At 71.0% G+C, this 26,093-nt stretch carries 24 protein-coding genes and 4 pseudogenes; 14 read left to right on the plus strand and 14 right to left on the minus strand.

The features are described from left to right. Positions 1-55: 55 nt before the first annotated feature. Both GEV07_06735 and GEV07_06740 read left to right on the plus strand, forming a co-directional pair. A complete protein-coding gene (locus GEV07_06735; protein MQA02418.1) occupies positions 56-1,027 on the plus strand; it encodes a sigma-70 family RNA polymerase sigma factor in 972 nt (323 codons plus the stop codon). Continuing rightward, a complete protein-coding gene (locus GEV07_06740) occupies positions 1,024-1,371 on the plus strand; it encodes a DoxX family protein (GenBank protein ID MQA02419.1) in 348 nt (115 codons plus the stop codon). The genes GEV07_06735 and GEV07_06740 overlap by 4 nt, the downstream gene beginning before the upstream one ends. On the opposite strand, the gene GEV07_06745 is transcribed toward GEV07_06740, so the two are convergent. Beyond that, positions 1,355-2,710: an MFS transporter gene (locus GEV07_06745; GenBank protein MQA02420.1), complete on the minus strand. Its 1,356-nt coding sequence runs from the start codon at positions 2,708-2,710 to the stop codon at positions 1,355-1,357. The two genes, GEV07_06740 and GEV07_06745, sit on opposite strands and share 17 nt — an antisense overlap. A 10-nt stretch (positions 2,711-2,720) precedes the next feature. Further along, positions 2,721-4,112, minus strand: a complete 1,392-nt coding sequence (locus GEV07_06750) for a sulfatase-like hydrolase/transferase (protein MQA02421.1) — start codon at positions 4,110-4,112, stop codon at positions 2,721-2,723. 119 nt (positions 4,113-4,231) lie between these two features. On the opposite strand from GEV07_06750, the gene GEV07_06755 reads away from it, so the two are divergent. Continuing rightward, positions 4,232-4,948: an FCD domain-containing protein gene (locus GEV07_06755; GenBank protein ID MQA02422.1), complete on the plus strand. Its 717-nt coding sequence runs from the start codon at positions 4,232-4,234 to the stop codon at positions 4,946-4,948. 43 nt (positions 4,949-4,991) lie between these two features. Continuing rightward, positions 4,992-5,942: a PDZ domain-containing protein gene (locus GEV07_06760; protein MQA02423.1), complete on the plus strand. Its 951-nt coding sequence runs from the start codon at positions 4,992-4,994 to the stop codon at positions 5,940-5,942. Between the two features lie 28 nt (positions 5,943-5,970). Here the strand turns inward: GEV07_06760 and GEV07_06765 are convergent, their stop codons facing one another. From GEV07_06765 to GEV07_06790, 6 genes are all read right to left on the minus strand, one after another. Next, positions 5,971-7,563, minus strand: coding sequence for a hypothetical protein (locus tag GEV07_06765; GenBank protein ID MQA02424.1), 1,593 nt, complete (start codon positions 7,561-7,563; stop codon positions 5,971-5,973). A 203-nt stretch (positions 7,564-7,766) separates the two neighbouring features. Then, positions 7,767-9,263: a hypothetical protein gene (locus GEV07_06770; protein ID MQA02425.1), complete on the minus strand. Its 1,497-nt coding sequence runs from the start codon at positions 9,261-9,263 to the stop codon at positions 7,767-7,769. Positions 9,264-9,265: 2 nt separating this feature from the next. Continuing rightward, a complete protein-coding gene (locus tag GEV07_06775; protein MQA02426.1) occupies positions 9,266-10,354 on the minus strand; it encodes a DUF917 family protein in 1,089 nt (362 codons plus the stop codon). Further along, positions 10,311-11,429, minus strand: a complete 1,119-nt coding sequence (locus GEV07_06780) for a DUF917 family protein (protein MQA02427.1) — start codon at positions 11,427-11,429, stop codon at positions 10,311-10,313. The genes GEV07_06775 and GEV07_06780 overlap by 44 nt, the downstream gene beginning before the upstream one ends. Continuing rightward, positions 11,426-12,508, minus strand: a complete 1,083-nt coding sequence (locus GEV07_06785) for a DUF917 family protein (protein MQA02428.1) — start codon at positions 12,506-12,508, stop codon at positions 11,426-11,428. Before GEV07_06785 ends, GEV07_06780 begins: the two co-directional genes overlap by 4 nt. A gap of 4 nt (positions 12,509-12,512) precedes the next feature. Then, complete coding sequence (locus GEV07_06790) at positions 12,513-14,063, minus strand: hydantoinase/oxoprolinase family protein (GenBank protein MQA02429.1); 1,551 nt, start codon at positions 14,061-14,063, stop codon at positions 12,513-12,515. A 178-nt stretch (positions 14,064-14,241) separates the two neighbouring features. Here GEV07_06790 and GEV07_06795 point away from each other — a divergent pair, with 178 nt between their 5' ends. From GEV07_06795 to GEV07_06815, 5 genes are all read left to right on the plus strand, one after another. Then, positions 14,242-14,970: a hydrogenase expression protein HupH gene (locus tag GEV07_06795; protein ID MQA02430.1), complete on the plus strand. Its 729-nt coding sequence runs from the start codon at positions 14,242-14,244 to the stop codon at positions 14,968-14,970. Between the two features lie 4 nt (positions 14,971-14,974). Beyond that, positions 14,975-15,529: a hypothetical protein gene (locus GEV07_06800; protein ID MQA02431.1), complete on the plus strand. Its 555-nt coding sequence runs from the start codon at positions 14,975-14,977 to the stop codon at positions 15,527-15,529. Then, entirely contained in the window at positions 15,529-15,852 is a 324-nt protein-coding gene (locus GEV07_06805; GenBank protein ID MQA02432.1) for a hypothetical protein, read from the plus strand. The genes GEV07_06800 and GEV07_06805 overlap by 1 nt, the downstream gene beginning before the upstream one ends. A gap of 67 nt (positions 15,853-15,919) precedes the next feature. Then, the gene (locus tag GEV07_06810; GenBank protein MQA02433.1) at positions 15,920-17,251 is read left to right on the plus strand and encodes a cytosine permease; all 1,332 of its coding nucleotides are present in this window, start codon (positions 15,920-15,922) and stop codon (positions 17,249-17,251) included. A gap of 701 nt (positions 17,252-17,952) precedes the next feature. Continuing rightward, the gene (locus GEV07_06815; protein MQA02434.1) at positions 17,953-19,032 is read left to right on the plus strand and encodes a methyltransferase domain-containing protein; all 1,080 of its coding nucleotides are present in this window, start codon (positions 17,953-17,955) and stop codon (positions 19,030-19,032) included. A gap of 15 nt (positions 19,033-19,047) precedes the next feature. On the opposite strand, the gene GEV07_06820 is transcribed toward GEV07_06815, so the two are convergent. Continuing rightward, the gene (locus tag GEV07_06820) at positions 19,048-19,332 is read right to left on the minus strand and encodes a cupin domain-containing protein (GenBank protein ID MQA02435.1); all 285 of its coding nucleotides are present in this window, start codon (positions 19,330-19,332) and stop codon (positions 19,048-19,050) included. A 210-nt stretch (positions 19,333-19,542) separates the two neighbouring features. Between GEV07_06820 and GEV07_06825 the strand changes: the two are divergent. Further along, positions 19,543-20,209: pseudogene (locus tag GEV07_06825) on the plus strand (response regulator). A gap of 15 nt (positions 20,210-20,224) precedes the next feature. Here the strand turns inward: GEV07_06825 and GEV07_06830 are convergent. From GEV07_06830 to GEV07_06840, 3 genes and pseudogenes are all read right to left on the minus strand, one after another. Continuing rightward, on the minus strand, positions 20,225-20,500 hold the full coding sequence (locus GEV07_06830) for a hypothetical protein (GenBank protein ID MQA02436.1): 276 nt from the start codon (positions 20,498-20,500) through the stop codon (positions 20,225-20,227). Positions 20,501-20,781: 281 nt separating this feature from the next. Then, on the minus strand, positions 20,782-21,216 hold the full coding sequence (locus GEV07_06835; GenBank protein MQA02437.1) for a pyridoxamine 5'-phosphate oxidase family protein: 435 nt from the start codon (positions 21,214-21,216) through the stop codon (positions 20,782-20,784). An 88-nt stretch (positions 21,217-21,304) separates the two neighbouring features. Beyond that, a pseudogene (locus GEV07_06840) lies at positions 21,305-22,171 on the minus strand (universal stress protein). A 157-nt stretch (positions 22,172-22,328) separates the two neighbouring features. Here GEV07_06840 and GEV07_06845 point away from each other — a divergent pair. Next, positions 22,329-22,766, plus strand: a complete 438-nt coding sequence (locus tag GEV07_06845) for a universal stress protein (protein ID MQA02438.1) — start codon at positions 22,329-22,331, stop codon at positions 22,764-22,766. Continuing rightward, a pseudogene (locus tag GEV07_06850) lies at positions 22,723-23,481 on the plus strand (DUF4389 domain-containing protein). The gene GEV07_06845 and the pseudogene GEV07_06850 overlap by 44 nt, the downstream one beginning before the upstream one ends. Before the next feature lie 7 nt (positions 23,482-23,488). Here the strand turns inward: GEV07_06850 and GEV07_06855 are convergent. Both GEV07_06855 and GEV07_06860 read right to left on the minus strand, forming a co-directional pair. Beyond that, positions 23,489-24,115: pseudogene (locus tag GEV07_06855) on the minus strand (helix-turn-helix domain-containing protein). 29 nt (positions 24,116-24,144) lie between these two features. Further along, on the minus strand, positions 24,145-24,615 hold the full coding sequence (locus GEV07_06860) for a hypothetical protein (GenBank protein ID MQA02439.1): 471 nt from the start codon (positions 24,613-24,615) through the stop codon (positions 24,145-24,147). Between the two features lie 164 nt (positions 24,616-24,779). Between GEV07_06860 and GEV07_06865 the strand changes: the two genes are divergently transcribed. Continuing rightward, positions 24,780-25,448, plus strand: a complete 669-nt coding sequence (locus tag GEV07_06865) for a response regulator (protein MQA02440.1) — start codon at positions 24,780-24,782, stop codon at positions 25,446-25,448. After that, positions 25,411-26,079: a hypothetical protein gene (locus tag GEV07_06870; GenBank protein MQA02441.1), complete on the plus strand. Its 669-nt coding sequence runs from the start codon at positions 25,411-25,413 to the stop codon at positions 26,077-26,079. Before GEV07_06865 ends, GEV07_06870 begins: the two co-directional genes overlap by 38 nt. Positions 26,080-26,093: the final 14 nt, after the last annotated feature.

Raw genomic sequence — 26,093 nt, forward strand, 5'->3', positions numbered from 1 at the left:
GCGTCACATCTCGTGCCTCCGCCGGGTCTACTGTGCGTGGGAACGGAGGTGACGGGTGAGCGAGCAGCAGTGGCTCGAGGCGAGGTTCGAGGAACACCGTCCGCGCCTGCGCGCGGTGGCCTTCCGGATGCTCGGGTCGGCCGCGGACGCCGATGACGCTGTCCAGGACGCCTGGCTGCGGGTGAGCCGGGCGGACACCAGTGCGGTGGAGAACATGGGCGCCTGGCTCACCACCGTCGTCGCACGGGTGTGCCTGAACGCACTCCGCTCCCGCACGCAGCGCCGCGAGGAGCCGTTCGTACGGGTGCCTGATCCGGTCGTCAGCGACGACTCGGGCCCCGACCCTGAGCAGTCCGCGCTGCTCGCCGACAGCGTCGGCCTGGCGCTGCTCGTCGTACTCGAGTCGCTCACCCCCGGTGAGCGGCTGGCGTTCGTGCTGCACGACATGTTCGGCGTCGCCTTCGACGAGATCGCGACCATCATCGACCGCTCGCCCGCGGCCGCGCGGAAGCTCGCCAGCCGCGCGCGGCAGCGCATCCAGGGCCAGGCGCCGGCGCCCGACCCGGATCTCGGCCGGCAGCGCGAGGTGGTGGACGCGTTCTTCGCGGCCTCCCGCGACGGTGACTTCGAGGCGCTGGTGGCGCTGCTGCACCCCGATGTGGTGTTGCGTTCCGACGGCGGCAGCGCCCGGCCGCAGCTGAACCTGGTGCTGCGCGGCCGTGAGCAGGTGTCCGCGCAGGCGTTCGTGGGCGGCCGCCTGGCGCCGTTCGTCCATCGCGTGCTGGTCAACGGTGCGGCGGGTGCTGTGGTGGCTCCGCGCGGCAAGCCGCAGTTCGTGATGGCCTTCACGGTCACCGACGGGCAGATCGTCGCCGTCGACGTCCTCTCCGACCCCCGAGCGGCTGGCGCGGCTCGACCTCCCGGCGCTGGAGGGCTGACGCGTCACATCGCCGGCCGCAGCTGTGTCGACCTAGCGAAGGGTCGCCGTTCTGAGGCGACCCCGCATCGAGAGGTTCGACGCAGATGAGCATCACCGTTACGGTCATCGTCGTCCTGGTGGCGGCATGGGTCGGGTACTCCGCCTACGCCGCCCTGACCCGGCAGTCATGGGTGGTCGACAACCTCGCCCGGTACGGCGTACCGAGCAGCTGGTGGGCCTGGCTGGGCACCGTGAAGGCGCTGGGCGCCGTCGGGCTGGTGGCCGGGCTGTGGGTGCCCGCGATCGGCATCGCAGCGGCAACGGGCCTGGTGCTGTACTTCGTCGGTGCAGTGATCACCGTGGTCCGTGCCCGGGTCTACACGCACATCCCGTTCCCCCTGCTGTTCCTGGCCCCCGTGGTGGCAGCCGGCGTGCTCACTGCGGCCGGCTGAGTGCGACTGCACCCTTCAGCGGCAGTGGCTCGGCGCGGCCGACGACGACGAGGAGCACGACGACGACGACGGCGAGAATGCCGCCGACGAGCACCAGCGGCAGGACGAACGAGCCGGCGGCCTCGTACACGAAGCCGATCAGGATCGGCACCACCGCACCGCCGACGAGCCCGCCGGCGCGCATCAGGCCGGACAGCGAGACGGCGTTCCCCGGTGTGGGAGCGACTTCGAGCGGCAGCGAGTACAGCGCGCCGGTGCAGAACGCGACGCCGGCAGAGGCGACGCTCAGCAGTACCAGCGCGGCGGCCGGGCTCGAGACGAGCGCCGCAGGTGCGATCACCGTGCCGGCGAGCAGGCCGGCCATGATCGGGGCCTTACGGGCCAGCGTCGGGCTCGTCCCGCGACGCACCAGGTAGTCGGAGAACCAGCCGCCGAGCAGGTCGCCGGCGATCGCGACCAGGCCGGGGATCGCGCCGTACAGCCCGAGCTCGAGCAGGCTGAACCCGCGCTCGTCGACGAGGTACGTGGGGTACCAGGTGATGAAGAAGAAGATGGTGGAGGTGCGGCAGAACATCACGATGATCAGGCCCCACACCGTGCGGTAACGAAACAGGTCGAGCCAGCGGACGGCTCGCTGTGCGGCTGTGTCGGTGACGTGCCCGCCGCCGTCCTCGATGTGCTGGAGCTCGCCCACCGTCACCTTCGCGTGCTTGCGGGGAGTGCGGTAGAACGACAGCCAGAAGAACGCGAACACCAGCCCCATCAGCCCGGTCACCACGAACGAGCCGCGCCAGCCGAGCCCGGCGATGAGCGCCGTCACGAGTGGGACGGCGATCGCACCGCCGAACTCCGAGCCGACCTCGTAGGTGCCGATCGCGAGAGCGCGTTCCCTGCGCGGGAACCACTGCGACGTCGCCTTGAGCGCGCAGGACGCCTGCGGCGCCTCGCCGACCGCAAGCAGGAACCTCAGCGTGAACAGCGACACCGCTCCGCGCGCGAGGGCGGTGGCCGAGGTGAACACGAACCACGCGATCGCCGAACCGAAGAACAGCAGCCGCGGGTCACCGAGCTTGTCGACGAGCCAGGCGGCGAACGGGTGCATGAAGATGAGCACGAAGGCGTACGAGCCGAGGATCACGCCCATGGTGGACGGCGAGATGCCGAGGTCGTCCTGCAGGAACGGGGCGGCGACGCCGAGGTTAGACCGGTCGATCCAGGCGATTATCGCGCCGATCAGGAGCACCGGAGGGAGTTGCCACCTGACGTTCCTGCGGAGCACCTCGCGGAACCCGCGTGGTCGCTCGTCGGTGCCGAGGAGGGCGTCGTTCTCGGTGTTCATGAGGTGCACCTCATTCCATGAACGCGGGCTGCACGTGGGTGGCGTAGTCCGGGATGCGCGGCAACCAGTGCGAGCGCCACCTCTCCTCGATCCCGTCGCGCCACGTCTCGGCGAGGTGCCGTAGCTCGTCGACGGTCTCCGGGTGGCTGTGCGCCAGGTTGACCCGTTCGCCGTTGTCGGCGGTGAGGTCGGCGAGGAACACCTCGTCCTGCGGCTCCTCGCGCTCGACCAGGCGGCCGTTGAGGACGAGCTTCCACCGGCCGCGACGTACGGCGGTCTGGTCGCCCTGCTCCCACATCAGCGCATCGTGCGGCGACGGCTCGCCTGCGGTGAGCATGCCCATAATGTCCACGCCATCGACGTGGCCGTCCGGCGGTTCGATCCCGGCCGCGTTCAGGAACGTGGGGTACAGGTCGATCGCCGCCGCGGGTTCCGACACCACCTGGCCGGCGGGGATCCGGCCCGGCCAGGAGACGATGCCTGGCACCCTGATGCCGCCCTCGAACAGGCTGAACTTGTGCCCCTTCAGCGTTCCCGCCGAGCCGCCGTAGTACGGCTGCTGGCTGCCGTCGAGCCAGTTGCGCACCTCGCGGGACGGTCCGTTGTCGGACATGAACAGGCACATGGTGTCGTCGCGTACGTGCTGGCGGTCGAGCTCGGCGAGGACGCGCCCGACGGCGTCGTCCATCGCGCTGATCATCGCCGTCATGATCTGCCGCTCTGGCGGCAGGTCGGGGAAGCGGTCCTTGTAGAGCTGCGGTGCATGCATCGGGTAGTGCGGTGCGTTGAACGGGACGTAGAGGAGGAACGGCCGGTCGTCGGAGGTGCAGGCGCGCACGAAGTCGACGGTGTGGTCGCCGATGAGCTCGGTCAGGTACCGCCCGTCGCGGTAGACCTCCTCGCCGCCGCGCCACAGGTCGTGGACCGGTGTGCCCCGGGTGCGCCTGCCGTTGACGACGATCTCGCGCTTGTCCCCGCCGTAGTAGATGTGCGAGTAGTAGTCCACCGAGCCGGCGTGGAAACCGAACGTGTCCTCGAACCCGTGGTCCTGCGGGCGGAAGCCGGGCGCGGCGCCCAGGTGCCACTTGCCGAACCACCCGGTGCGGTAGCCAGCCGCCCGCAGCACGCTGGACAGTGTCGGCACCTCGGTCCGCAGGCCGGGCGTGGTGCGGAACCCGGACAGGATGCTGCGTACGCCCGCGTTGCCCGGGTACCTGCCGGTGAGCAGGCTGGCCCGTGAGGGAGTGCAGACGGGGGAGTTCGCGTACCAGTCGGTGAGCAGGGCGCCGGAGGCGGCGAGCGCGTCCAGGTGCGGCGTCCGCACGTCCGTCGAGCCCATGCAGGACAGGTCCTCGTAACCCTGGTCGTCGCTGACGAAGACGACGAGGTTGGGTCGCGCCATTGCGTTCCTTCCGGTGTTCCTGCCGTACCACCAAAGGTCGATTGATCGTATCATTCGATCAATGGTTCGCCATGCATCGACCGCGGCGTGCGGCTGGCGGCGTACCGGCAGTTGGTCTAATGGGTGGCGTGAACGAGACGCCGTTCCTGGCCGTGCGACCGCACACGACGCACGCGCACGTCGTCGACCAGCTCGGTCTGCGCATCCTCGCCGGTGAGGTGACGCCCGGCGTGGCGCTCCCCACCGAGGCGGTGCTCGCCGGCCAGCTCGGCGTGAGTCGCGGTGCGCTGCGCGAGGCGGTGAAGGCGCTCGTCGCCAAGGGGCTGCTCGAGGTGCGCCCACGCACCGGCACCAGGGTGCGCCCACGCGACGCGTGGAACTTCCTGGACCGCGACGTGCTGCGCTGGCAGCGCGAGGCGGACGAACAACGGCTGCTGCGGAACCTGACCGAGCTGCGGCATGCGGTCGAGCCGGAGGCCGCCAGGCTGGCCGCGGACCGGGCTACCGACGCCGAGCTGGACGAGCTGCGCCGTACGTACGCCACCATGGAGAGTGCGGCGGAAAGCGGCGACATGCCGACCTTCAACGAGGCGGACGTGGCGTTCCACCGCACGTTGCTCCGTGCCGCGGACAACGACCTGTTCGGGTCGCTCGAGCAGGCCATCGAGGTGTCGCTGCGCGACAGCTTCACCACGTTGTCCGCCAAGCCGGGAGCTCCCGACGCGACCCTGCCGCTGCATCGCGCGGTGCTGGACGCGGTCCTCGCGCGCGACGGCGAGCTGGCCGCTGCTGCCGCGTACCGGGTCGTGTTCGGCGCACGCGACGCTCGCTGGTAGCGAACGGGGGACGACGACAGGCGCGTCGGACGTTGTCACTGGCATGGGCGAGGACGACGCGCTTGACGCGTACTCGCGGATCGTGTCGGGTATCGCAGACCTGACGCCGCGGGTGGCGAGCGTGCGCGTGGAGCACCGCACCCGCAGCGGCCGGCGCGGCGAGGGTGCGGGGTCCGCGGTGGTGTTCACCGCGGACGGCTTCCTGCTCACCAACGCGCACGTCGTCGGCGGCGCGGACGGCGGGCAGGTCGCGTTCGACGACGGCACGAGCATGCCGTTCACCGTCGTCGGCGCCGACCCGCTCTCCGACCTCGCCGTCATCCGGGCGAGCGGCGCGACGCCGGCGCCCGTGGTGCTCGGCGATGCGGACCGGCTGGTGGTGGGGCAGTTGGTGGTCGCCATCGGCAACCCGCTCGGGCTAGCCGGGTCGGTGACGGCGGGAGTCGTCAGCGCGCTCGGCCGGTCGTTGCCCACCCACGACGGGGCGGTGGCGCGGGTGGTGGAGGACGTCATCCAGACCGACGCGGCGCTCAACCCGGGCAGCTCGGGCGGTGCACTGGCCACGTCGAGCGGCGAGGTGGTGGGGATCAACACCGCGGTGGCCGGCCTCGGCGTCGGCCTCGCGGTCCCGGTGAACGCGACCACAAGAAGGGTGACGACCGCGTTGCTACGCGACGGGCGGGTGCGCCGCGCGTACCTCGGGCTTGTCAGCACCCCAGCGCCGCTGCCGCGGGCGCTCGCGGAGAGGTACGGCCAGCGCAGCGGTCTGCGCATCGTCGAGGTGGCCAGGACCAGCCCGGCCGAGCGCGCCGGCCTGCACGCCGGCGACCTGATCCTCACCGCCGGGAGGCAGCCGGTGGAGGACGCGCAGGGCCTGGCGCGCCTGATGTTCGCCGACGCGATCGGTCGGCCGCTGCCGCTGACGGTGTTGCGCAACGGCGCCCTCGTCGACGTGATCGCGGAGCCGGTCGAGCTGCCGCGCCGGCTGGGCTGATGGTCACCGGCCCAGCCGGGCGTGCGGGTCAGTCCAGGTCGCGGGCCAGTCGTCCGGTTGGGATCAGGGCGCCCTTTACGCCGGGGGACGCTGCGCTCCAGGTCTGGCTGCCGGACGGGTTGGGGCCGAACTCGTTGGTTGCCAGTACGTGGAACAGGCCGGTGTTCGACAGGCTGCCGCCGTCTTCGAACGGGACGCCGATCAGCAGGTTGTCGATGCCGCCGTTCTGCACCGGCAGCGCGCTCAGCGAGATGCCGAACCGGTCGCCGACCTCTGCGGCACCGCCGATGCCGGCGACGTCCTGGTGGAACCTGACGTCGCCGTCGGGACCGAGGCCGTCGGTGGCGCCGAACAGGACGTTGACCGCGCCGACGTTGCCGCCGAAGCCGATGCCGTCACCTGGCACGCCGACCGCGAGGTCGAGCGGGATGCCGCCGTCGAGGCGACCCATCTGTAGGGCGGCGCCGAACTCGTCGCCTGGCCTTGCGGCACCGTTGACCCCGGGTGTCGCCTGGGAGATGGCCAACGGGTCGTCGCTGAACTCCGTGTTGAGCCCGGACTCCGAGCTCTGCAGCAGGTTCACCGCGCCACGCTCGCCGTTCTCGCCCGGCACCCCGACGGCCAGGTCGTCGTAGCCGAAACCGGTCGTGTCGCCGGCCGCGAGCGCGGCGCCGAACTGGTCACCGGCCTCCGGGACCCCGGGGACGCGGGGCGTGTTCTGTGAGAACGCCCGGATCCCGCCGGCGATCCCGTCGCCCGCGAACACCTCGACCATGCCCGCGGAGCCGTTCTCGCCTGGCACCCCGACCGCCAGGCAGTCGCCGCGGAAGAAGCCGAACGCCAGCGCGGCGCCGAACCGGTCACCGCTCTCCGGCACCCCGGGCACCCCCGGTATCCCTTGGTGCAGGGCCTTGGCGTCGGTGCCCTGGTCCAGGCCCGCGGTGTCGCCGTAGAGCAGCCAGACCGCGCCGTCGTCGTGGCCGCCGCCGATGGCTTCGCCCGGGCCGCCGACGGCGAGGTCGGTGATGTCGTCGCTGGTGCCGTTGAAGCTGCCGGCCGCCAGTGTGGCGCCGAACCGGTCACCGGACTCCGACTCGCCGGGCAGGGCGTCCCCGGCCTGGCTGAGGAAGACGTTCCCGGCAGCCGTCAGGCCAGACCCGAGCGAGCCGTAGAGGATCGTGACGGCGCCGGAGCCGTCGTTCTCCCCGGGCGCCCCGATCGCGGCGTCGGCGCAGAGGTCGCCGTTGAAGTCGCCGACGGCGACCGCGGCGCCGAACGCGTCACCGTTCTCGGCCGTGTCGAGGACGCCGGCGGTGTCCTGCGTGAACACCTGGTCGTCCGGCGCGCTGCCGACCGCGTCCGCGGTGAGCCCGTCGGCGGTGCCGTACAGCACGTGCACGCCGCCGGACGAGCCGCCGCGGCCGGGTTCGCCGACGACCGCGTCGGCGTGCCCGTCACCGTTGAAGTCGCCTGCCAGTGCGTTTCCGGTCGCCGGGTCGCTCGGTGGGCAGGCAGCAGCCGCCGCCGGGGTCGCGAGACCGACGAGCACTGCGGCCGCGCAGGCGAGTGCGCCGAGTGCTGCGGTAGCCGATACGGAGAACGAGCGCGTGGACCTGGTCATGGCGACTCCCAACGCCTCGGGAGCACACCGCGCGGTGTGCCACCACGTCGCGGCTCCACGCGAGGATTATCTGCCGACCCCTGTGGCCACGAGACGCGTTTCGCACAGCACCAGGATCGTGGCGGCGCCGCTCCCGCTGCGTGTTCGGGCGAGGTCGACGGGCACTGCCTGGTGCCCAGCGGTGCGCTGGAGTAGCCGTCGAGTCACCAGCCGGGTACGTCGAGCGCGCGGCAGGCGAGCTGGAACGCGAGCCGGACGTCCGGGTCGGCGAGGTCTACGGACAGCGTGCGGGTGACCCGGCCGAGCCTGGCGTTGACCGTGTTGCGGTGCACGCCCAGGCGGTCCGCCGTCGTGGTGACCGAGTTGCCGCTGTCCAGGTACGTCGCGAGCGTGTCGAGCAGCGTCGCGTCCGCGGCCAGCGGGGCCAGCGCCGACTGGGCGAACGCCCGGGCGGTGGACGAGCCGAGCAGCTCGCCGACCAGCCGGTGGATGCCAAGTGCGTCGGTGGCCGCGACACCACCCGACCTGACGTCCACCCCGCGGGCGACCTCCCGGGCCTCCTCGAGCGACTCGACCAGACCCACCGGTCCCTCGCGGGCGCTGCCCACCCCGATCCGCAGCGGCGTGTCGTCACCTGCGGCCCGTACGCACCGGCGCAGCCGGGTGAGCAGCCGGTGCAGGAAGTCGGGCACCGGCGCGTAGTCGCTGGTGAGCCAGCCGGCCCAGGAGTCTCCCCACCGGACGACGACGGTCGGGATGTCGACGCCGCGCAGCGCCGCCACCAGCCGGTCCCGGTCGGCCTCGGTCAGCTCCGTGGCGGCGGCGAAGTACAGGCCGACGTGCCAGCCGTCGAGCCGCCAGCCCATCTCCGCGGCGCGCCGGCGGATCGCGGACGTGGCCGCGCCGTGCTCGTCCAGCAGCTCGGCCAGCAGCCTGCTCTGCTGGTGGTGGTCCTGCTCCAGCTCCCACCGCCGGACGAGGAACCAGCCGCGCAGGTACAACACCGCCAGCTGGGCGAGCGCGACCGCCTGGTCGACGAGCACGTCCGGCGGACGGCCCAGCTGGATGAGCAGCCACTGCCGGCTCGGCCCGGGGATCGGGCACGACACGACGACCGCGCCGCCCGGCCGGCGATGAGTCTGCGCCACCTCCAGGTCGGTGCGCAGCTCCGGCGCCGACTCGCCGACCTGCGCCCGGTCGCCGAGGGTCGGCCGGGTGCCGAGCTCGCGTTCCAGGTCGGCCAGGACGCCCTCCGGGGTCGCCGACCCGTCCCGCCACCGGTGTGCGCACCTGAGCACCCGCTCGGCGCGCTCGATCTCGGGCGCCGCCACCAGCCGCTGCAGCGTGGTGACCACCTCGAGGATGCGGTGCGGCGGCGTGACGAGCAGCGGGAGCCGCAGCCGGTCGGCGATGTGCAGGCTCGCCACCGTCGGACCCGGCGTGGACTTGGGCAGCACGATGCCCGCGGCCCCGGCGAGGGCCGCCCGGCGGATCAGCGCGTCCAGCCGCCAGCTCGACACGTCCCCGGACACGCAGACGAGCAGCTCCCGGTCGCCCACCGCCTCGGCGGCGATGTCGACCAGCCGGACGCTCGTGACCGGCGTGCCCCCGGGTGTACGGCTGACCAGGTGCAGGTCCTCGAGGCCGGGCAGGCCGGCGAGCAGGTCCGCGTGCTCTACCAGGGGACGTTGCGGCGCCACGGTCACTCCGCCGGCACGGTCGTGCGGCAGGCGGGGATGTCCAGCGCGAACGCCGCCGGCTCGACGTAGCCCAACGCGTCCGGGTGCCACCACCCGACGGCACCGGGGAGAGCGGTCACCCGGACGTTGCGGCCGCGCCGCAACGTCTCCACCGCGAGCACCTCGCGGGAGTCCACGTCCCAGACGAGGATCAGCTCGGGGACGGTCGCCGCTGGCTCTCCGTCCACGACGGCGGCGAGCCACTCGCTCTCCGCCTCCAGCCGCAGCACCCCGCCAGGCGGGTCGCTGAGGTCGACGACGACCGTGGTCACGGGCATCCTCCTGCCGGTACGTGGTGCGCCTCGGGTGATCTCGACGACCCTGCCCTCGCCGAGTGGCATCCCGTCGAGCGCGGGGAGCTGGTCGATCGGCGCACCGTCGCGCAGCCGGTGCACGTCGCGGCCGAACGCCAGGGCGCGGGTGACCGAGCCGGGGTGGCACGCGCCGGTGACCAGCTCGGTGGTGAGCGGCTGGCAGGCGAGCACTGCCCACCCGCCCATCGGGGTGAGTGCGGCCCGCACGATCATCTCCAGCATCGCCGGTGTCATCCGGTCGAGCACCAGCTGCCGGCCGTGCACGTCTCCGACGACGGCCGGGCACGGCGTCCACCCGTGCGCCACCGGGAGCAGCTGCTGGAGCTCGGGCAGCGCCCGGCCCATCAGGTCCGCGTCGACGAGCGGCACCCCGAGTGCCGCGGCCGCCCACACGGCGGCCACGCCGTTGAACCCGCCGATCTCCATCGGGACGAGGGCGTCGGGGACGGCGTCGATCCCGGACCAGATGTCCAGCAGCTCGGCGCCTGACGGTGGCCGCTCGGAGAGCAGGCTCGTCGCCCCGACGAACCCGAACGGCACGACACGCGCGTCCGCCGCCAGGCTCGCGGGCGGCACCACCTGCACCTCCGCGTCGGCGGTCAGCAGCCGGGCGAGGCTGGCGCAGGCTATGCCTGGGTCGCCGCCACCTCCCGAGCCGTAGACGCGGACGCCCTGCCCGAGGACCTCGACGTCGTCACGCCGGATCCGGAAAGGGGACGGGGTTGCGTTGCTCGACAGGGACGAACTCCTCCGCTAGACCGAACGCTTGCGGTCCGAAGATACGCAAGGCTTCCGGTGTGCGCATGCTCGCCGGGGTGGAGATGCCGAAGACGACCACGCGCTGGCCGAACCTGAGCCCCTCCGTGGTGATCGGCTCGCCGGTCTCGCTGTCCAGCACGGAGACCAGGTCTGGGACCAACGCCCTGGTGGTGCCGTTCACCCGGCAGACGAGGTTCTCGTTCTGGAACGAGATCTCGCAGACGTCATCGTCCTCGAACCCGCGGATGGTGACCTCGCCGCGGACGAAGCCGCCCTCCGTGCGCCTGGCGACGTCGGTGATCTTGCCGCGGAACAGCTCCATGCCGTGCGAGTAGAGGGTGTCGCTCAGCTCCAGGCGTAGCGCCTCGAACGGGTTGCGGTGCTGCTCGCGGGCGAGCCGCAGGCACCGGCCGAGCCGCAGGCCGAGGCTGATCGTGCGCGGGATGGCGGTGCGTTTGATCTCCGTGCCGCGCATCGGGTACTCGGCGATGTGCGACGCGCCGCCTAGCCGTACGGTGACGCCGCGGGAGAGCCACTCCATCTGGTGGGCGTTCATGCCGGTGTCGATGACGATGGTGGAACCGTCGGCGGCGGCGATGGACATCGGGCAGCTGGAGACGCCGTACACGTAGAACGTCTCCATCTGCAGCTCGGGGAACGCCCGGCCCATGCCGTCCGCGTCCACGCACGGCAGCCCGGTCATGGCGGCGGTGAACAGCGGCATCATCGAGTTGATGCCGCCGCACTCGATCGGCATGGTCGCCTCGGCCTTCTCGCCGAGCCGGTCCTCCAGCGTGCGCAGCGCGAGCACGGGTTCCCTGCCGTGCGAGATCTTCTCCAGCATGATGGTCGGCGCGCCCATCATGGCCGTCGGGATGACCAGGGCGTCGTCGTCGACCTCGTCCGGGTCGAGCATGGTGATGCCGTCCCCGTCGCCGAGCGCGCTCGCCACCAGCAGCCGGCCGATGTACGGGTCGCCGCCGCCGCCGGTGCCGAGCAACGTCGCGCCGCGGGCGAGGTCGGGCAGGTCGGCGGCGGTCAGCGTCCAGCTCATGCGTTCTCCGCCACGGCGATCGACCGGTACTCGACGTCCAGCCCGAACGCGGACGGGCCGACGAGGGCGAGTCCCGCGGGGGACTTCCACCGCGGGTCGCACGGGGCGGCGCCGACGATGACGCGCAGGCCGTACCTGAGGCCCTCCGTCGTGACGGGGGTGGCGGACTCGGACTCGAACAGGCAGATCAGGTCGGGCACGACGGCGCGGGCGACGCCGTCCACGGTCGCGACCAGGTGCTCGTTCTGGAACTGCAGCTCGAGCGTGCTGCCCTCGTACCTGCCGGTGCCGGTGAGGGTGGCGCTGCCGCGGGCGAAGCCGCCGGTCGTGCGGCGCGACACGTCGACCACCTTGCCGGTGAACAGCCGCGTGCCGTCCACCACGCGCAGGGCGGCGTCGACCGGGTCGTGGTGGTGCTCCCGCGCCGCGCGCACGCTCGCGCCTACCTCACGGCACAGCGACAAGCTGCCGCCGACCAGGTAGTCCCGCGCGAGCTTGCCGTCGAGCGGGTAGTTCGACAGCACGCTGGAGCAGCCCATCTCGATGGTGATGTTGCGGGCGAGCCGTTCCGTCCAGACGTTGTCGACGGTGTCGAGCACCGCGCTGTTGCCCTTGTCGTCGGCGAGCGCCATGGGCGTCGCGGAGACACCGCCGATGGTGGGCAGCACCATCTGCAGCTCGGGGAACGCACGGCCCATCCCGTCGGCGTCGACAAGCGGCAGCCGCATCTGGGCGGCCGCGGCCACCGGGATCATCGAGTTGATGCCGCCGGCCTCGATCGGGAGCAGGTGGGTGGCGTTCCGGCCAAGCCGCGCCTCCACCATCCGCACGACCGTCTGCAGGTCGTCGCGGCCGGGGATCTTCTCCACCATCACCGTCGGCGCGCCCATCATGGCCACCGGCAGGACGAGCGCGTCGTCACCCACCTGGTCGAGCCCGACCAGCTCGACCGGGCCGTACTCGCTGACCGCCTGCTGCGCGAGCAGCCGGCCGATGTACGGGTCGCCGCCGCCCCCGGTGCCGAGCACTGCCGCACCGAACGCGAGGTCGGTCAGGTCCTCTCCGCTGAGTTCGCTCATTCGCTCAGCCTCCGAGCACCAGGTCGCCGACGGCCTTGACGCGGATCCGGGTCGCGTTGCCGGGTAGGTACGCGATCGGCACCTCGTCCACGTCGATGATGTCCACCGTGCTCGGGTCGGCGCCCGCGGCGACGGCGCGTTCGCGCGCCTCCTCCTTCGCCTGCGCGACGACCTCGCCGCGCTGGCCGGGCTCGACCGGGAACACCCGGTCCACCTCGCCGCCGACCTGGGCGATGGCCGCACCGATCGCGTTCGCTACCGCGTAGTGCTCCGGGCGGTGCACCTGGCTCGCGACGTCGAACTCGTCCGGCACGAGGAAGCTCCCGCCGCCGACGGCCACCACGGGGATCGGGTCCTCGGACGTTCGCATCCGGTCGACCACGTCGCTGGCCATCCGGGTGGCGGTCGCGATGGTCTCGGCCAGCAGCTCCGCGGACAGGTGACCGACCCTGGTGCGGTCGCCGACGTCCACGAGCCCCGCGGCGACGGCCACGTCGGTCGTGGTCAACGTGTCGCCGCCGAAGACCAGCGCCTTCTCCTGCAGCCGGTAGCCCACCGAGTCCGGGCCGATGGTCAGCGCGTTGCCGTCCTGGCGGACGATGCTGCCGCCGCCGAGGCCGATGCTGATCACGTCCGGCATCCGGAAGTTGGTGCGGATGCCCGCGACGTTCACCTCGGTGCCGGCCTCCCTGGGGAAGTTCTTCACCAGGATGCCGACGTCCGCGGTCGTACCGCCCACGTCCACGACCGCGCAGTCGGCGAGTCCGGAGAGGAACGCCGCGCCGCGCATCGAGTTGGTCGGTCCGGACGCGAACGTGGCGACCGGGTAGCGGCGGGCGAAGTCGACGTCCATCAGCGTGCCGTCGTTCTGCGACAGGTACAGCCGCCCTGGTATCCCTGCCGCGCGCACGGTCTCCGCCAGGCTGTCCAGGATGGTCGGCGCGAGCTCGCGCAGCGCGGCGTTGATGATGGTCGCGTTCTCCCGCTCCAGCAGCCCGATCCGGCCGACCTCGTGGGAGAGGCTGACCATCACGTCGGGCAGCTCGGACTGGACGATCTCCGCGGCCCGGATCTCGTCGTCGGCGGAGACGGGGGAGAAGACCGACGAGATCGCGACGCTGCGGGCGCCGCCCGACTTGAGGTCCCTGGCGACCTCCCGGATCTCGTCCTCGTCGAGCGGCGAGATGGCGCGCCCGTCGAACTCGACGCCGCCGTGGCAGAGGTAGTGCCTGCCGGACATCGCGGTGACCAGGTGCTCCGGCCAGTCGGTGAACGGGGGCAGCGCGGCGGTCGCGGGCAGGCCGAGCCTGATGGCCGCGGTCGGCGCCAGCCGGCGTGCCTCGACCAGAGCGTTGGTGAAGTGCGTCGTGCCGATCATCACCGCCTTGACCTGGCTCATGTCCACGGCGGCGGATCGGTCGAGCTCGCGCAGGGCGGCGACGATACCGCTGGTCACGTCCTCGGTGGTGGCCGTTTTCGTGGTGGCGACCACCTGGTTCCCGTCCATGTAGACGGCGTCGGTGTTGGTGCCTCCGACGTCGATACCTATGCGCATCGGCGCCCCTTCGCATCCGGTCCGGTGTGACGGCACTGCCGACCCTAGGAAGAGCCCGTATGGATGTCACGCAGCAATGTGACCACTCGAGGGAGGGCAACTGGGCAACCTGCACATTGTCCATTTCGCGATTGGACCCTAATGTCTCCGCAACAACTCCCGACGCGAGGAGGGGCCTGTGCGACTCACGGCGATCTGCCCGATTCTCGGTGAGGGCTTCCATGCCGAGGTGGAGAAGGAAGCCGCCGCCTGGATCCCACCCGACGTCGAGCTCGAGGTGCGCTCGGTGGAGTACGGCGTCGAGTCCATCGAGTCCGAGTACGACGAGGTGCTCTGCTCGCCGCCCATCCTGGAGCAGATCGAGGCGGCCGCCGCTGACGGCACCGACGGCGTGTTCGTGAGCTGTTTCGCCGACCCCGGGGTCGCCGCGGCCCGTGAGCGGGTGGACGTGCCGGTGGTGGGCGGCTTCGAGCCGTCCGTGCTGACCGCGCTCTCCCTCGGCGACCGGGTGGGGATCGTGACAGTGCTGCCGAACGTCGTCCCGACCATCAGGGCGGCGATCCGGCGACACGGGCTCGCCGAGCGCTGCGCGTCCGTACGGGTGGTCGACATCCCCGTGCTCGGTCTCACCGACCGCGCCGAGATGCTGAACCGGCTGCACGACCAGGCGCGCGCCGCGGTCGACGCGGGCGAGGTCGACGTCATCGTGCTGGGCTGCACGGGCATGTCTGGTGCCGCGGCGGAGCTGCAGGACCGGTTGCCGGCGTCCGGGCCGGCGGTTCCCGTCCTCGACCCGACAGGCGCGGCGATCGGGTGGCTGCTGCACCTCGCGCGGCTGGGCGTCTCGTCCAGCCGGACGACGTACCTGCCGCCGCCGGACAAGAAGCGCACCCGACCGGGCGGCTAGGGCGATGACGGCAGCCAGCGCTGGCCACGACGGTGTCGAGACGCTGATGCGTCGGCGCCGGATGCACCGCGAGTTCGACGACCGCCCGGTTCCGCGGGACGTGCTGGACAAGATGGCGTGGGCCGCGGCGCGCGCACAGCAGGCCCGTTCCGGCGTACGGCACATCGTGGTCGTGGACGACCCGGCCGTGCTGGCGACGGCCAGGCAGGTGCTGCCTGGCTTCATCAACAACGCGCCGGCGATGCTCGTCCACTGCACGGACGTGGTGCAGGCGGCCGAGGTGCTCGGCAGCCGCGGGGTGGAGGTCACCACCCGTCTCGACGCCGGCGCCGCCTGCGCCCACCTGGCGCTGATGGCCCAGACCCTCGGCCTCGGCGTGTGCACCGTGACCAGCTGGACCGAGCCCGCAGTGCAGGCACTGCTCGGCCTGCCGCACCACATCCGGCCGGACGTCACCGTCGCCGTCGGCTACGTCGCGCCGGCGCCGCCGCCGGCCGCCCGCGGGTTCCGCACGGAGTACCACCTCAACCGGTTCGCGGACGGGGGTGGCGGCGACTGATGTCGGAGAACCTCGACCAGGAAGTCTTCGCGATCATCACGCATCTGGTCAGCAGTGCGCCGACCAGCCTGCAGGAGACGCCGAGCCTTGCGGCGTTCCGGATGGTCGACGCCGCACACCGGTTGATGGAGTTGGTGGAAGGTAGCGACGCGTTCCAGGACGACGAGTTCCTGCGGTCCGCGCGAGCGGACTATGCCGCGAACTTCAACCTCGTCATGACGGACCCGGACAAGTTCGACAGCTGGCTGGCGGAGTACGTCCAGTCGTTCACGCGGGAGGCCCTGCGTCGCGCCAGAGCGGGCGCGCACGTCCCGGACGCGTGATCGCGGCCAGCTCGCGCGCCGTGGTGCTCGCGGCGCCGGCACGGGGGCACCACACAAGGAGGTCACCATGGATTCCTCGAAGGCCGACCGGCTGTTCCAGGACTACAGCACCGAAGAGGTGCCGCCGGAAAAGACCAGGACGTGGCTGTCCATGGGCCTGGTCTGGTCCGGCGTAGGCATCAGCCTCGGTCTGCTGCTGACCGGGGGCACCGTCGCCCAGGGACTGACCATCAAGCAGGCCGCCGTGGCCGGCGTCCTCGGTGGCATCATCCTCGCCGTCATCAGCACGCTCACCGGGATCGTCGGCGCCCGCGCCCACCTGTCGACCGCCATGGTCAGCCGGTTCGCCTTCGGCAACCGGGCGGTGCTGTTGATCGCCATGCTCCAGGCGCTCGGCGCGTACGGCTGGTTCGCCGTGCAGCTGGGTCTGTTCTCCCGGGCGGCGAGCACCGCGTGGGAGTCGACGACCGGGCTGCAGTGGTCCGACGGGCCGTTCATCGTCATCGGCGGCCTGCTGATGATCGCGACCTCCATCGTCGGCTACCGCGCGCTGGACAAGCTCAGCAAGGTGGCGGTGCCGCTGATGCTGCTGTTGATGGCCGCCTCGGTGTGGCGCATCTTCTCGGACAGCTCGGTCACGGAGATCCTCACCCTGCGCGGCGGCGGCCCTGCGATCACGCTCGGCACCGGCATCTCGCTGGTCGTCAGCTCGTTCGTCGTCGGCGCGGTCATCGCCCCGGACGTGTCCCGCTACGCGAAGTCGCCGAAGCACGTGGTGGGTGGTGCCGTGCTCGCGTTCGCGGTAGTCACCCCGACGGTCATGGCCGTGGGGTCGTTGATGGCTCTCGAGACCGGCACCTCGGACATCGTGAACATCCTGCTCCGCCTCGGCTGGGGCGCGCTGGCGCTGGTGCTGCTGATGCTCGCCCAGTGGACGTCGAACGACAACAACCTGTACTCCGCCGCCCTCGGCTTCGTGGTCGTACTCAGGAAGTGGAAGAAGTGGCAGCTGACGGGGATCGCCGGTGTCATCGGGATCGTGCTCGCGCTCGCCGGGATCTACGACAGCTTCACGACGTTCCTCACCGTGCTCGGCGTCTTCGTCCCGCCGATGGCCGGCGTCATCGTCATCGACTACTACGTCACGCGGAAGACGGTGTACCGCGGTGGTTTCGAGACGAACGTCGTGCCGGTCCGGGTGCTCTCCCTGGTTGCCTGGGCGGTCGGTTCCGCAGCCTCCGCGCTCACCAGCTACACCGCGCTGAGCCTGACCAGCATCCCCGCCGTCGACGGCCTGCTCGTCGCGGCGATCCTGCAGGTGTTCTTCGGCAGGTTCCTGGAGAAGGGCTCCGCCGTGCAGGAACCCCGACCGGAGAAGGGATACGAGTACGCCGGTTGACCGGGTCAGCCGTTGCGCCAGACCTGCCCGAGGCGAACGCCGGACAATCGCCACCGCAGCCCCTGCCCGTTGTCCGGTGTCTCGTGCAGGACGACGTGGAACGGCCGACCGGGGCGATCCACCTCTCGCCGACCTCGACCGGCTCGGACCACTCCTGGCCGGCCTTCTCGAGCAGCCTGAGCAGGATTGCCCACTCGTCGGCGGCGCTTGGCTCGCACAGCTGCCCTTGTAGCGGGGCGGAGGACTGCCGTTGCGCCTCTCGATCTCATCGAGGACCGTACACGGGGAAGGCGACCTCGGAGAGGAACGAGTCCTCGCCAGAGCCGTTAGGCGCGGCCCGACCTGCCGAAGTACTCGCCGGTGGACTGCACGGCGTTGGGAATCACGTTCTCCAGGCCGCTGACGGTGATGCCCACCGGTCACCCCCGCGGCCGGTGGTGGGGCTGCTCGGGCGGGTCCACGTGGTCGGACTCCGACGCGGCGGCGTCGAGCGAGTGGCGAAGCCACGCAGCCGCGCGTCGTCAGCCTCCTCCTCGCCGCCGTTCAGGTATGTATTGGCCTCCCAGAGACTGGTCAGCCATAGGTCAGGACGCGGCGCGGGCGTTGTCAGGGTGGCGTACCGGCGCTGTCAGTGGTGCGCCGAAGCTGTCGGGAGCAAGGCTGGAGGGTCGGCACCAGAACCTGACCGCGGAGGGACCGCCATGACCACAGAAGTCGTTCCCGACCTGGATCCCGGTAAGGTCGAGGAGTTCGGGGGCTGGCTGTTCGAGACCTACAGCCGGTCGGTGCTGACACTGATGATCGACGTCGGCCATCGGACAGGCCTCTTCGAGGTCGCCACTCAGGGGGCAGCCACCAGCGCCGAGCTCGCCGAGCGTGCGGGCCTGCAGGAGAGGTACGTACGCGAGTGGCTCGGCGCACTGACCACCGCCGGCGTGTTCACCTACGAGCCCTCGGCAGGGACCTACGCGCTGCCCGCGGAGCACGCCGTCGGCCTCGCGGGCGCCGGTTCGACGAACCTGGCCCCGATGAGCCTGGCCACCGCGCTGCTGGGCAACAACCTCGACGGCATCGTCGCGGCGTTCCGCGACGGCGGCGGCGTGCCGTACGAGACCTTCCGGCCGGAGTTCACCGCGGTCATGGACGGCATGAGCAGAGGCTTCTTCGACGGGCAGCTGATCGACGGCGTGCTCCCGCTGACCGGCGACCTGCCGGCGCGGCTCGCCACGGGGATCCGGGTAGCGGACATCGGCTGCGGTACCGGCCATGCCGTCAACCTGCTCGCCGCTGCCTACCCGGCCTCCACCTTCGTCGGCTACGACCTCGCCACCGACGCGATCGAGCAGGCCAGGCAGGAAGCGGCGCGGATGGACCTGCCGAACGCGCACTTCGAGGTGCACGACGTCGCACAGCTGACGACCGTGCCCCCGTTCGACGCGGTGTTTGCCTTCGACACGATCCACGACCAGGCCGACCCGGCAGGCGTGCTCCGCGCCGTGCACAGGGTACTGGTCGACGACGGTACGTTCGTGGTGTTCGACACCAAGGCGTCCAGCAAGCTGGAGAACAACATCGGCAACCCGTTGGCGCCGTTCCTCTACTCGGTGAGCACCCTGCACTGCATGACGGTCTCGCTGGCGGTCGGCGGTGCAGGGCTGGGGACCTGCTGGGGCGAGGAGCTGGCCCGACAGCTGCTCACCGAGGCCGGCTTCGAGGTGCTGTCGGTCAGCGACGTGCCCGACGACCCGATGGACGTCGTCTTCCTGTGCAAGAAGCGGTGACTCGCGAGTCGAGGGCTACTTGAGCTCGATCTCCACGAACGCCAGCCAACGGTCGCCGGCGTTGACGGCCTCGTGCTCGGCGCCGGCCGCACGCGTGTACGACTCGCCCTCGGTCAGCTGCGACTGGGTGACCGCCCCTCCGGGGGTGTGGATGTCGGTCTGACCGTCGGTGATCGGCACGACGATGTAGTCGTGTTGATGCACGTGCGGGCCGGTGCTCGTGCCCGGTTCGAAGTCCCAACGCGTGACGCGGATGCGCTCGTCGTCGTGCTGAACCGTCGCACGTGCTGTGGTCGTCATCGGGGCCTCCTGAACGTTTGAGCATCGCCGAACATGCGCGTCCAGGCTAGATCCTTGCTGCAGCGGTTTCTCCGGCCGGGCTGTGGGTAGGGGGCGGGGCGGATATGACGGGACGGGGTGTTCGCATGGTGTGGCTGACGTTGGCGATGACCCCACTGTTGCTACTCGGCGTCATCGGCATGGGATGGCTCGAACACCATCTGTTCGGCGATGACAGGAACCAACAGTGACGTAGCCGTCGCGGTCTTCCTGCTCGACGATCACGAGGTGGTTCGGCAGGGGGTTGAGAACCCTCGTGGACAGTGAGCCGGACCTGACGGTGGTCGGCGAGGCAGCGACGGCATCGCAGGCACTGGCCCGGGTGCCGGCGCTGCGCCCGGACGTCGCGATCCTGGACGTGCGGCTACCGGACGGAGATGGGGTGAACGTCTGCCGTGAGCTGCGGGACCGGTTGCCCGCGCTCGCGTGCGTGATACTCACCTCGTACCACGATGACGACGCGCTGATGCACGCCGTGCTCGCGGGGGCCGAGGCGTATCTGCTGAAGGAGGTCAGCGGCAGCAGCATCGTCGACGCGGTGCGGACGGTCGCGCGCGGCCAATCCCTGCTGGACCCACGAGCTACCGCGCGGCTGCTCCACCGGTTGCGGGAGAGCGCGTCGAAGAAGGACCCGCTGGCCGAGTTGAGCGGCCAGGAGCGCCAGGTGCTCGAGCTCATCGCGCACGGCTTGACCAACCGGCAGATCGGCGAACAGCTGTCCCTGGCGGAGAAGACGGTGAAGAACTACATCTCCAACATCTTCAGGAAGCTCGGCATTGAAAGGCGCACCCAGGCAGCGATCATCGCCACGGAGCTGCGGGAGCGCCGGTCGGAGTAGCAGCGTCGATCTCGGTCACGACCCGCCAGCCGCGCGTCGGTCGTCGGCGCCGCGGAGAACGTCGAGGCCCTGCTGGTACTCGGCGGCGTCGATCTCGCCACGGGCGAACCTGGCGGCGAGGAGCGCCTCGGCAGCAGACCCGGTGGGTGTCGTTTCCTGGGCGGAGCCGGAACCGAGCACGTGGCGCACGAGCGCGATGATGCCGAGGACGGCCACTGCCCAGAACGTCACCATGGTGACGGCCATCATGCCGACCATCCAGCCAGCCGGCCCGAATCCGAACCAGTGCATACGCGCGCCTCCTCCAGAGTCTCCACGTCCCAGTGGACGCCGGCGCGTCGGCCGACGCCAGAGCCCTCGTGGGTGCATGCGCGAGGACCAACGTCCCCGGGTAGTGGGTAACCATGGAACGGGACGCGAGGGTGCTGCTCGGCCAGCTCCAGCAACAGGTGAGCGACCACGCGGTTGCCGTGCTGCGGGCGGCGTCGGCGAACATCGCCAAGCACGCGCGCGTCGTCGGGATCGCGGCAGGCGGCCGGCCCCAGGTCGGAGAGCCTCGGCGGGTCGAGGAGTCAGAGGCAGGCCCCGTCGCCCACCGGCACCAGGCGGAAGCCTGTGACGAGGTGTGGGTCGATCCTGATCACCTGGTCCATCCGGCCGAGGACCCAGGGATGGAGGATCGCGCCGTACCGCTCGATGGCCACCGGGTCGTCCACCAGACTAGCCACACCGGTGACGACGACGCTCCAGCCCAGCCGGCGATGCTCGTCGAGCGCGTCCGCCTCGTAGGCGACCACCGCGCCCGGTCCGGCACCGACGGCCGGCACGATCGCCGCGCCCTCGTGGCTGCGGATGATGACCGCACCCTCGTCGACCACGTGGTTGACGACGCGCACGGCGGGTAGGGCCCGGAGGCTGAACACGATGCGCCCCACAGGGACGGTCCCGAGCAGCTCGAGGGACTCGCCGTACGACAGCTCCTTCAGCTGCCGCTGGGTCGTGTCCATACGCGCTCCTGTGTCCATGCCGCCATGATCTGCCTCAGGGCCGAGGGCCACCAGGGCGAATGGTCCCGACCGTACGGTCGAAGGGTCGTCAGCGGATGATCGCGACGGGACAGCCGGCGTGGTGGATCAGCGCTTGGCTGACGGAACCGAGCAGCATGCCCGTGAACCGCCACGGCCCCGCGACCCGACGACGACGAGCTCCGCGCCGGTCGACGCGCGGACGAGCGTGTGGGCAGCTCTGGCGTGCACGACCCGGCGCTGCAGGTCGACGTCGGGGTACTTGGCGCTCCACCCGCTGAGCTGCTCGGTGAGCAACCGGGTCTCCTCCTGTCGACAGCGTCGACGTCGTACACCAGCGGCAGCATGTCGCCGGGGCCACGGACGTCGGCGCGGTCCAGCGGTTCACGGCCGTCAGGCCCACCCCACGCAGCGATGCCTCCTCGAACGCGAACGCGACCGCCTGCTCGGACTGTGGTGACCAGTCCACACCGACCACGACACGGTGCGCCGACGGTCCCTGTTCTGTGGTTCTCGGGCGCACTACGACGACGGGGCAGGCGGCGTGTGCGGCGACGCCGACACCCACGGAGCCGATCAGCAGGCCGCTGAAGCTGCCGAGACACGGTGCCCGACCACCACGACGCCGGCGTGCCGTGACTCGGCCACCAGGGTCGGTACCGGGGTGCCGGTGATCACCTCGCCGGACACGGTGACGTCGGGTGCCGTGGCAGCGGCGTCGCCGACGTACCTCTTCGCCTCGTTCGAAAAGGCACCGTCCGGCGGCCCGTAGTCGGACGGACCGAGCGGCACGTCCACGAGAGGCCAGGCGAAGACATGCACACCCGCAGCGGCAGGCCCGCAGCGCCGCCTCGCGGGCTGCCCAGGCGACTGCGGGGTGGCTGTCCGCCGAACCGTCCACGCCGACAACGACGGGGCGACGTGCTGACCGGGCCATGTTCGCTCCTCGGTGCCGATTTGCGTGACATCTGCAGTACACCGCGACCGGCCGGGAGCCGACAGAGGTTTCCTGCGCGGTAGCGGAGGACCCTGCCGATCGCGGCCGGCTGCGACGAAGCTCGGAAGCCTGTGCAAGCAGGGAAGGAGAATGAATCATGAGCGGTGACGAGAGCCCGCGGATCGTGGTCGGTATCGACGGGTCGGAGCCGTCGAAGCGGGCGTTGCGCTGGGCGGTACGGCAGGCGGAGCTGCTCGGCGGCCGCGTGGATGCCGTAGCCGCATGGGAGTACCAGGACGCCTATGTCTGGCTGCTCGACACCAGCCGCGTCCGGTACGACGACGAGGCGAACGCGATGCTGACCAAGACGATCGAGGAGGTGCTCGGCAGCGAGCCGGTGGTCGAGGTGCGTCCGCAGGTGCGGCACGGTGACCCGGCGACGATGTTGCTCGAGGTGGCCGATGGTGCGGCACTGCTGGTCGTCGGTAACCGCGGGCACGGCGCGTTCGTCGGTGCGTTCTTGGGCTCGGTGAGCTTCCGGTGCGTCCACCATGCGAACTGCCCGGTGGTCGTCGTGCACGGCAGGGGTGACTGAGGTGGCTGCGCGGTACCCCGTCCGCGTGGAAGCGCGGCTGGACGGTGAGCTGTCGCGGTGGCTGTGGCTGGTGAAGTGGTTGCTGGCGATCCCGCACTAAGTCGTGCTGTTCTTCCTGTGGATCGCGTTCCTCGCCGTGAGCATCGCCGCGTTCTTCGCGATCTTGGTGACCGAGCGGTACCCGCGGAGCCTGTTCGCCTTCAACGTCGGTGTGCTGCGCTGGTCGTGGCGAGTGACGCACTACGCGTACGGGGCGCTGGGCACCGACAGGTACCCGCCGTTCTCGCTGGACGAGGAGCCGGACTACCCGGCCAGCCTGTACGTCGACTACCCGCAACGGCTGTCGCGCGGGCTCGTCCTGGTGAAGTGGTGGCTGCTCGCCATCCCGCATTATCTGGTCGTCGGGCTGTTCGTCAGCGGCATCACGTTCGGGGACCGCGCGGCGGACACGGCGGGCGAGGCGTCCTCGTGGAGTGGTCCGGGCCTCATCGGCCTGCTCGTGTTCTTCGCCGCCGTCGCGTTGCTGTTCGTTGGCTTCTACCCGCGTGGCCTTTACGACCTGGTGACCGGGCTCAACCGCTGGGTGCTGCGGGTGACCGGCTACGCGGCGCTGATGACCGACACGTACCCACCGTTCCGCCTCGACATGGGCGGCGCCGACACCGTGGTACCGGGTGCGGCCGCAAGCGCCGAGTCGGTGGGCGAAGGCGGCTAGCCGCCGCTCACCGGTCGATCCGGCGGCCGCCGATGCGGCTGGGGTCGATCATCAGGTACAGGTGCCGGTCCTCTTCGCCGGCCCACGGTTCGAGGATCGCGCGCATGCGGGAGACCACCGCCGGGTTCGCGACCCGGCGGGCCTGCCCGCTGAGCAGGACGCTCCACCCCTGGTGCTGCGCCCCGTCGAGGGAGTCGACCTCGAACGCAACCTGGCGATCGAGCTGGCCGGCGAGAACGCTGCCCTCCGCGGTCCGGATGACGACGGCACCCTCGTACATGGTGAAGTTCACCGGTACCGCCTCCGGGCCGTGCTCGGACACGAACACCACCCTGCCGATGCCGCCGTCCGCTAGCAGCCGCATGCACTCGCCGGCCTCCAGCCGCCGGAACCGTGGCTCGCCCGGGCTCCTGCCCGTGACGCCAGGTGGGCGTTCGACGGTGGCGCCGAGCAACGCGTCGACGGTCGTGTCCAGTGCCGCCGTCAGGCGCAGCAGCGTCCCGGCGGTGAGGGTCGCGTGGTAGCGCTCCACGTAGTCGAGGTACTCCGGCGCCATGCCGGTGCGGACCGCCACCTGCTCGCGCGTCAGCCCGAGCTCGCGGCGACGGAACGCGACCCGCCGGCCCAGGTCGCCTGGCGCGTTGTGGCTGTTGGCTGCTGCTCTCACGACACTGCCTCCGTATCGCTTCCCGATTGGGTACGCAGGTAGAGGTCCATCAGGCGGACGCGCGTGGCCTGCAACCGGTTGAGCACGACGGCGAGGAACCGCTGCGTCAGGTCGTAGCCGAAGTCGGGGTCGTCCTGGCACATCGCGCGCACCGCGCGCCCGTCCAGCTCGAACCCGTGCACCGTGCGATGGACGACCGCGCCGAAGCGCCACTGGTACGGCGGGAAGAGCCAGGACCAGCCGAGTACGTCGCCGATGCCGAGCGACTCGACGGTCAGCCTCGGGGCCCCCGGGACGATCAGCTCGAGCTCGACCAGACCGTTCTCCAGCAACCAGAACCTGTCCGCCGTGCCGCCGATGTCGAACAGTCGGTGGCCGGCCGGGAACTCGACGTGGGTCGCCGCGGCGGCGAGCCGGTCGAGGTCGGGTTGGGTCAGGCCGCGCAGGAACCCGTGCCGGCCGAGCATCGACCCAGTGACGTCGTTCGTCATCCTCCTCGCTCCCTCCGTATGCCCCGAGCATCGCCTGCCGGCTCCAGCTACGGACAGTGCCGTTCGGACGCGTCGGACCGGGCCAGAAGTCCCTACTCGCCACGGTGCGTCACGGCTAGCGTGAATTCGTGACTGAGACGCTGATCCGGGTGTTCCTGCTCGACGACCACGAGGTCGTCCGGCAGGGCGTGCGTGCGGTGCTCCAGGAGGAGCCCGACATCGAGGTCGTCGGCGAGGCGGGCACGATCGCGCAGGCCTTCGCGCGGGTGCCCGCGCTGCGTCCCGACGTGGCCGTCCTGGACGTTCGGCTGCCCGACGGCAGCGGTGTGGAGGCCTGTCGGGACCTCCGCGCGGAGGTGCCGGGACTGTCGTGCCTGATGCTCACCTCGTTCGCGGACGACGACGCGTTCGTGCAGGCCGTCCTGGCGGGGGCGTCGGGGTACCTGCTGAAGGAGGTACGCGGCGTCAGCATCGTCACGGCGGTCCGTACGGTCGCGGCCGGCCAGTCGCTCCTCGACCCGGCGGTGACGGCGAAGCTGCTCGACCGGCTCCGCGCCGACGCGGCCAAGAAGGACCCGCTCGCCGGGCTCAGTGGTCAGGAGCGCCAGGTGCTCGAGCTGATCGGCGAGGGGCTCACCAACCGCGAGATCGGCAACAAGGTGTTCCTCGCGGAGAAGACGGTGAAGAACTACATCTCGAACATCTTCGTCAAGCTCGGTATCCAGCGCCGCACCCAGGCGGCGATCCTCGCCACCCAGCTACGCATGGAACGTGACGATCGACCGCACAGTGCCGGCCATCTCTCCTGAGGAGGCAGGAATGCTACGCGTTCTCGTCGCCGTGGCTTCCAGGCACGGAGGCACCGACGGTATTGCACGAGCGCTCGCGGCAGCTGTCCAGCGCACGTTCGACACGTCCGGGGTCGAGGCGGAGGTCGACTGCACCTCCCTCGTCGACGTGCCGTCGGTCGAACGCTACGACGCCGTCGTGCTCGGCAGTGCCGTGTACATGGGCCGCTGGCTCAGCACCGCGCGACGGTTCGTCGACGCCCACGCGGCCGAGCTGGCCGTACGCCCGACGTGGTTGTTCTCCAGCGGTCCCATCGGGTCGCCGCAGAAACCCACGGACGATGCTGTCGACGTTGCGCACCTCGTCGACATCACCCGCGCGCGGGCACACGAGACGTTCCCCGGCAGGCTGCAGCGCAACGACCTGCGGCTCGCGGGAACGGGTAGTCGTCCGCGCGTTGCACGCAGCCGAGGGCGACTTCCGCGACTTCGCCGCGATCGACGAGTGGGGGACCACGATCGCTCGCACGCTGGTCGCCGAACAGACACAGCCAAGGTCCTCCGCAGCTGGGACCTTCGGCAGTACCCGCAACTCCGTCATCGAGTGACGATCGATTCGGGACTCACTCACTCGATGGAGGAAGGAAAATGAGCATGGAATTCAAG

The organism is Streptosporangiales bacterium (assembly GCA_009379825.1).
GTDB lineage: Bacteria > Actinomycetota > Actinomycetes > Streptosporangiales > WHST01 > WHST01.

Coding starts and splice junctions, on each gene's coding strand:
- GEV07_06740 (MQA02419.1), top strand. CDS start 1,024: ATGAGCATCACCGTTACGGTCATCGTCGTCCTGGTGGCGGCATGGGTC.
- GEV07_06745 (MQA02420.1), bottom strand. CDS start 2,710: ATGAACACCGAGAACGACGCCCTCCTCGGCACCGACGAGCGACCACGC.
- GEV07_06750 (MQA02421.1), bottom strand. CDS start 4,112: ATGGCGCGACCCAACCTCGTCGTCTTCGTCAGCGACGACCAGGGTTAC.
- GEV07_06755 (MQA02422.1), top strand. CDS start 4,232: ATGGGTGGCGTGAACGAGACGCCGTTCCTGGCCGTGCGACCGCACACG.
- GEV07_06760 (MQA02423.1), top strand. CDS start 4,992: ATGGGCGAGGACGACGCGCTTGACGCGTACTCGCGGATCGTGTCGGGT.
- GEV07_06765 (MQA02424.1), bottom strand. CDS start 7,563: ATGACCAGGTCCACGCGCTCGTTCTCCGTATCGGCTACCGCAGCACTC.
- GEV07_06780 (MQA02427.1), bottom strand. CDS start 11,429: ATGAGCTGGACGCTGACCGCCGCCGACCTGCCCGACCTCGCCCGCGGC.
- GEV07_06785 (MQA02428.1), bottom strand. CDS start 12,508: ATGAGCGAACTCAGCGGAGAGGACCTGACCGACCTCGCGTTCGGTGCG.
- GEV07_06790 (MQA02429.1), bottom strand. CDS start 14,063: ATGCGCATAGGTATCGACGTCGGAGGCACCAACACCGACGCCGTCTAC.
- GEV07_06800 (MQA02431.1), top strand. CDS start 14,975: ATGACGGCAGCCAGCGCTGGCCACGACGGTGTCGAGACGCTGATGCGT.
- GEV07_06805 (MQA02432.1), top strand. CDS start 15,529: ATGTCGGAGAACCTCGACCAGGAAGTCTTCGCGATCATCACGCATCTG.
- GEV07_06810 (MQA02433.1), top strand. CDS start 15,920: ATGGATTCCTCGAAGGCCGACCGGCTGTTCCAGGACTACAGCACCGAA.
- GEV07_06815 (MQA02434.1), top strand. CDS start 17,953: ATGACCACAGAAGTCGTTCCCGACCTGGATCCCGGTAAGGTCGAGGAG.
- GEV07_06820 (MQA02435.1), bottom strand. CDS start 19,332: ATGACGACCACAGCACGTGCGACGGTTCAGCACGACGACGAGCGCATC.
- GEV07_06830 (MQA02436.1), bottom strand. CDS start 20,500: ATGCACTGGTTCGGATTCGGGCCGGCTGGCTGGATGGTCGGCATGATG.
- GEV07_06835 (MQA02437.1), bottom strand. CDS start 21,216: ATGGACACGACCCAGCGGCAGCTGAAGGAGCTGTCGTACGGCGAGTCC.
- GEV07_06845 (MQA02438.1), top strand. CDS start 22,329: ATGAGCGGTGACGAGAGCCCGCGGATCGTGGTCGGTATCGACGGGTCG.
- GEV07_06860 (MQA02439.1), bottom strand. CDS start 24,615: ATGCTCGGCCGGCACGGGTTCCTGCGCGGCCTGACCCAACCCGACCTC.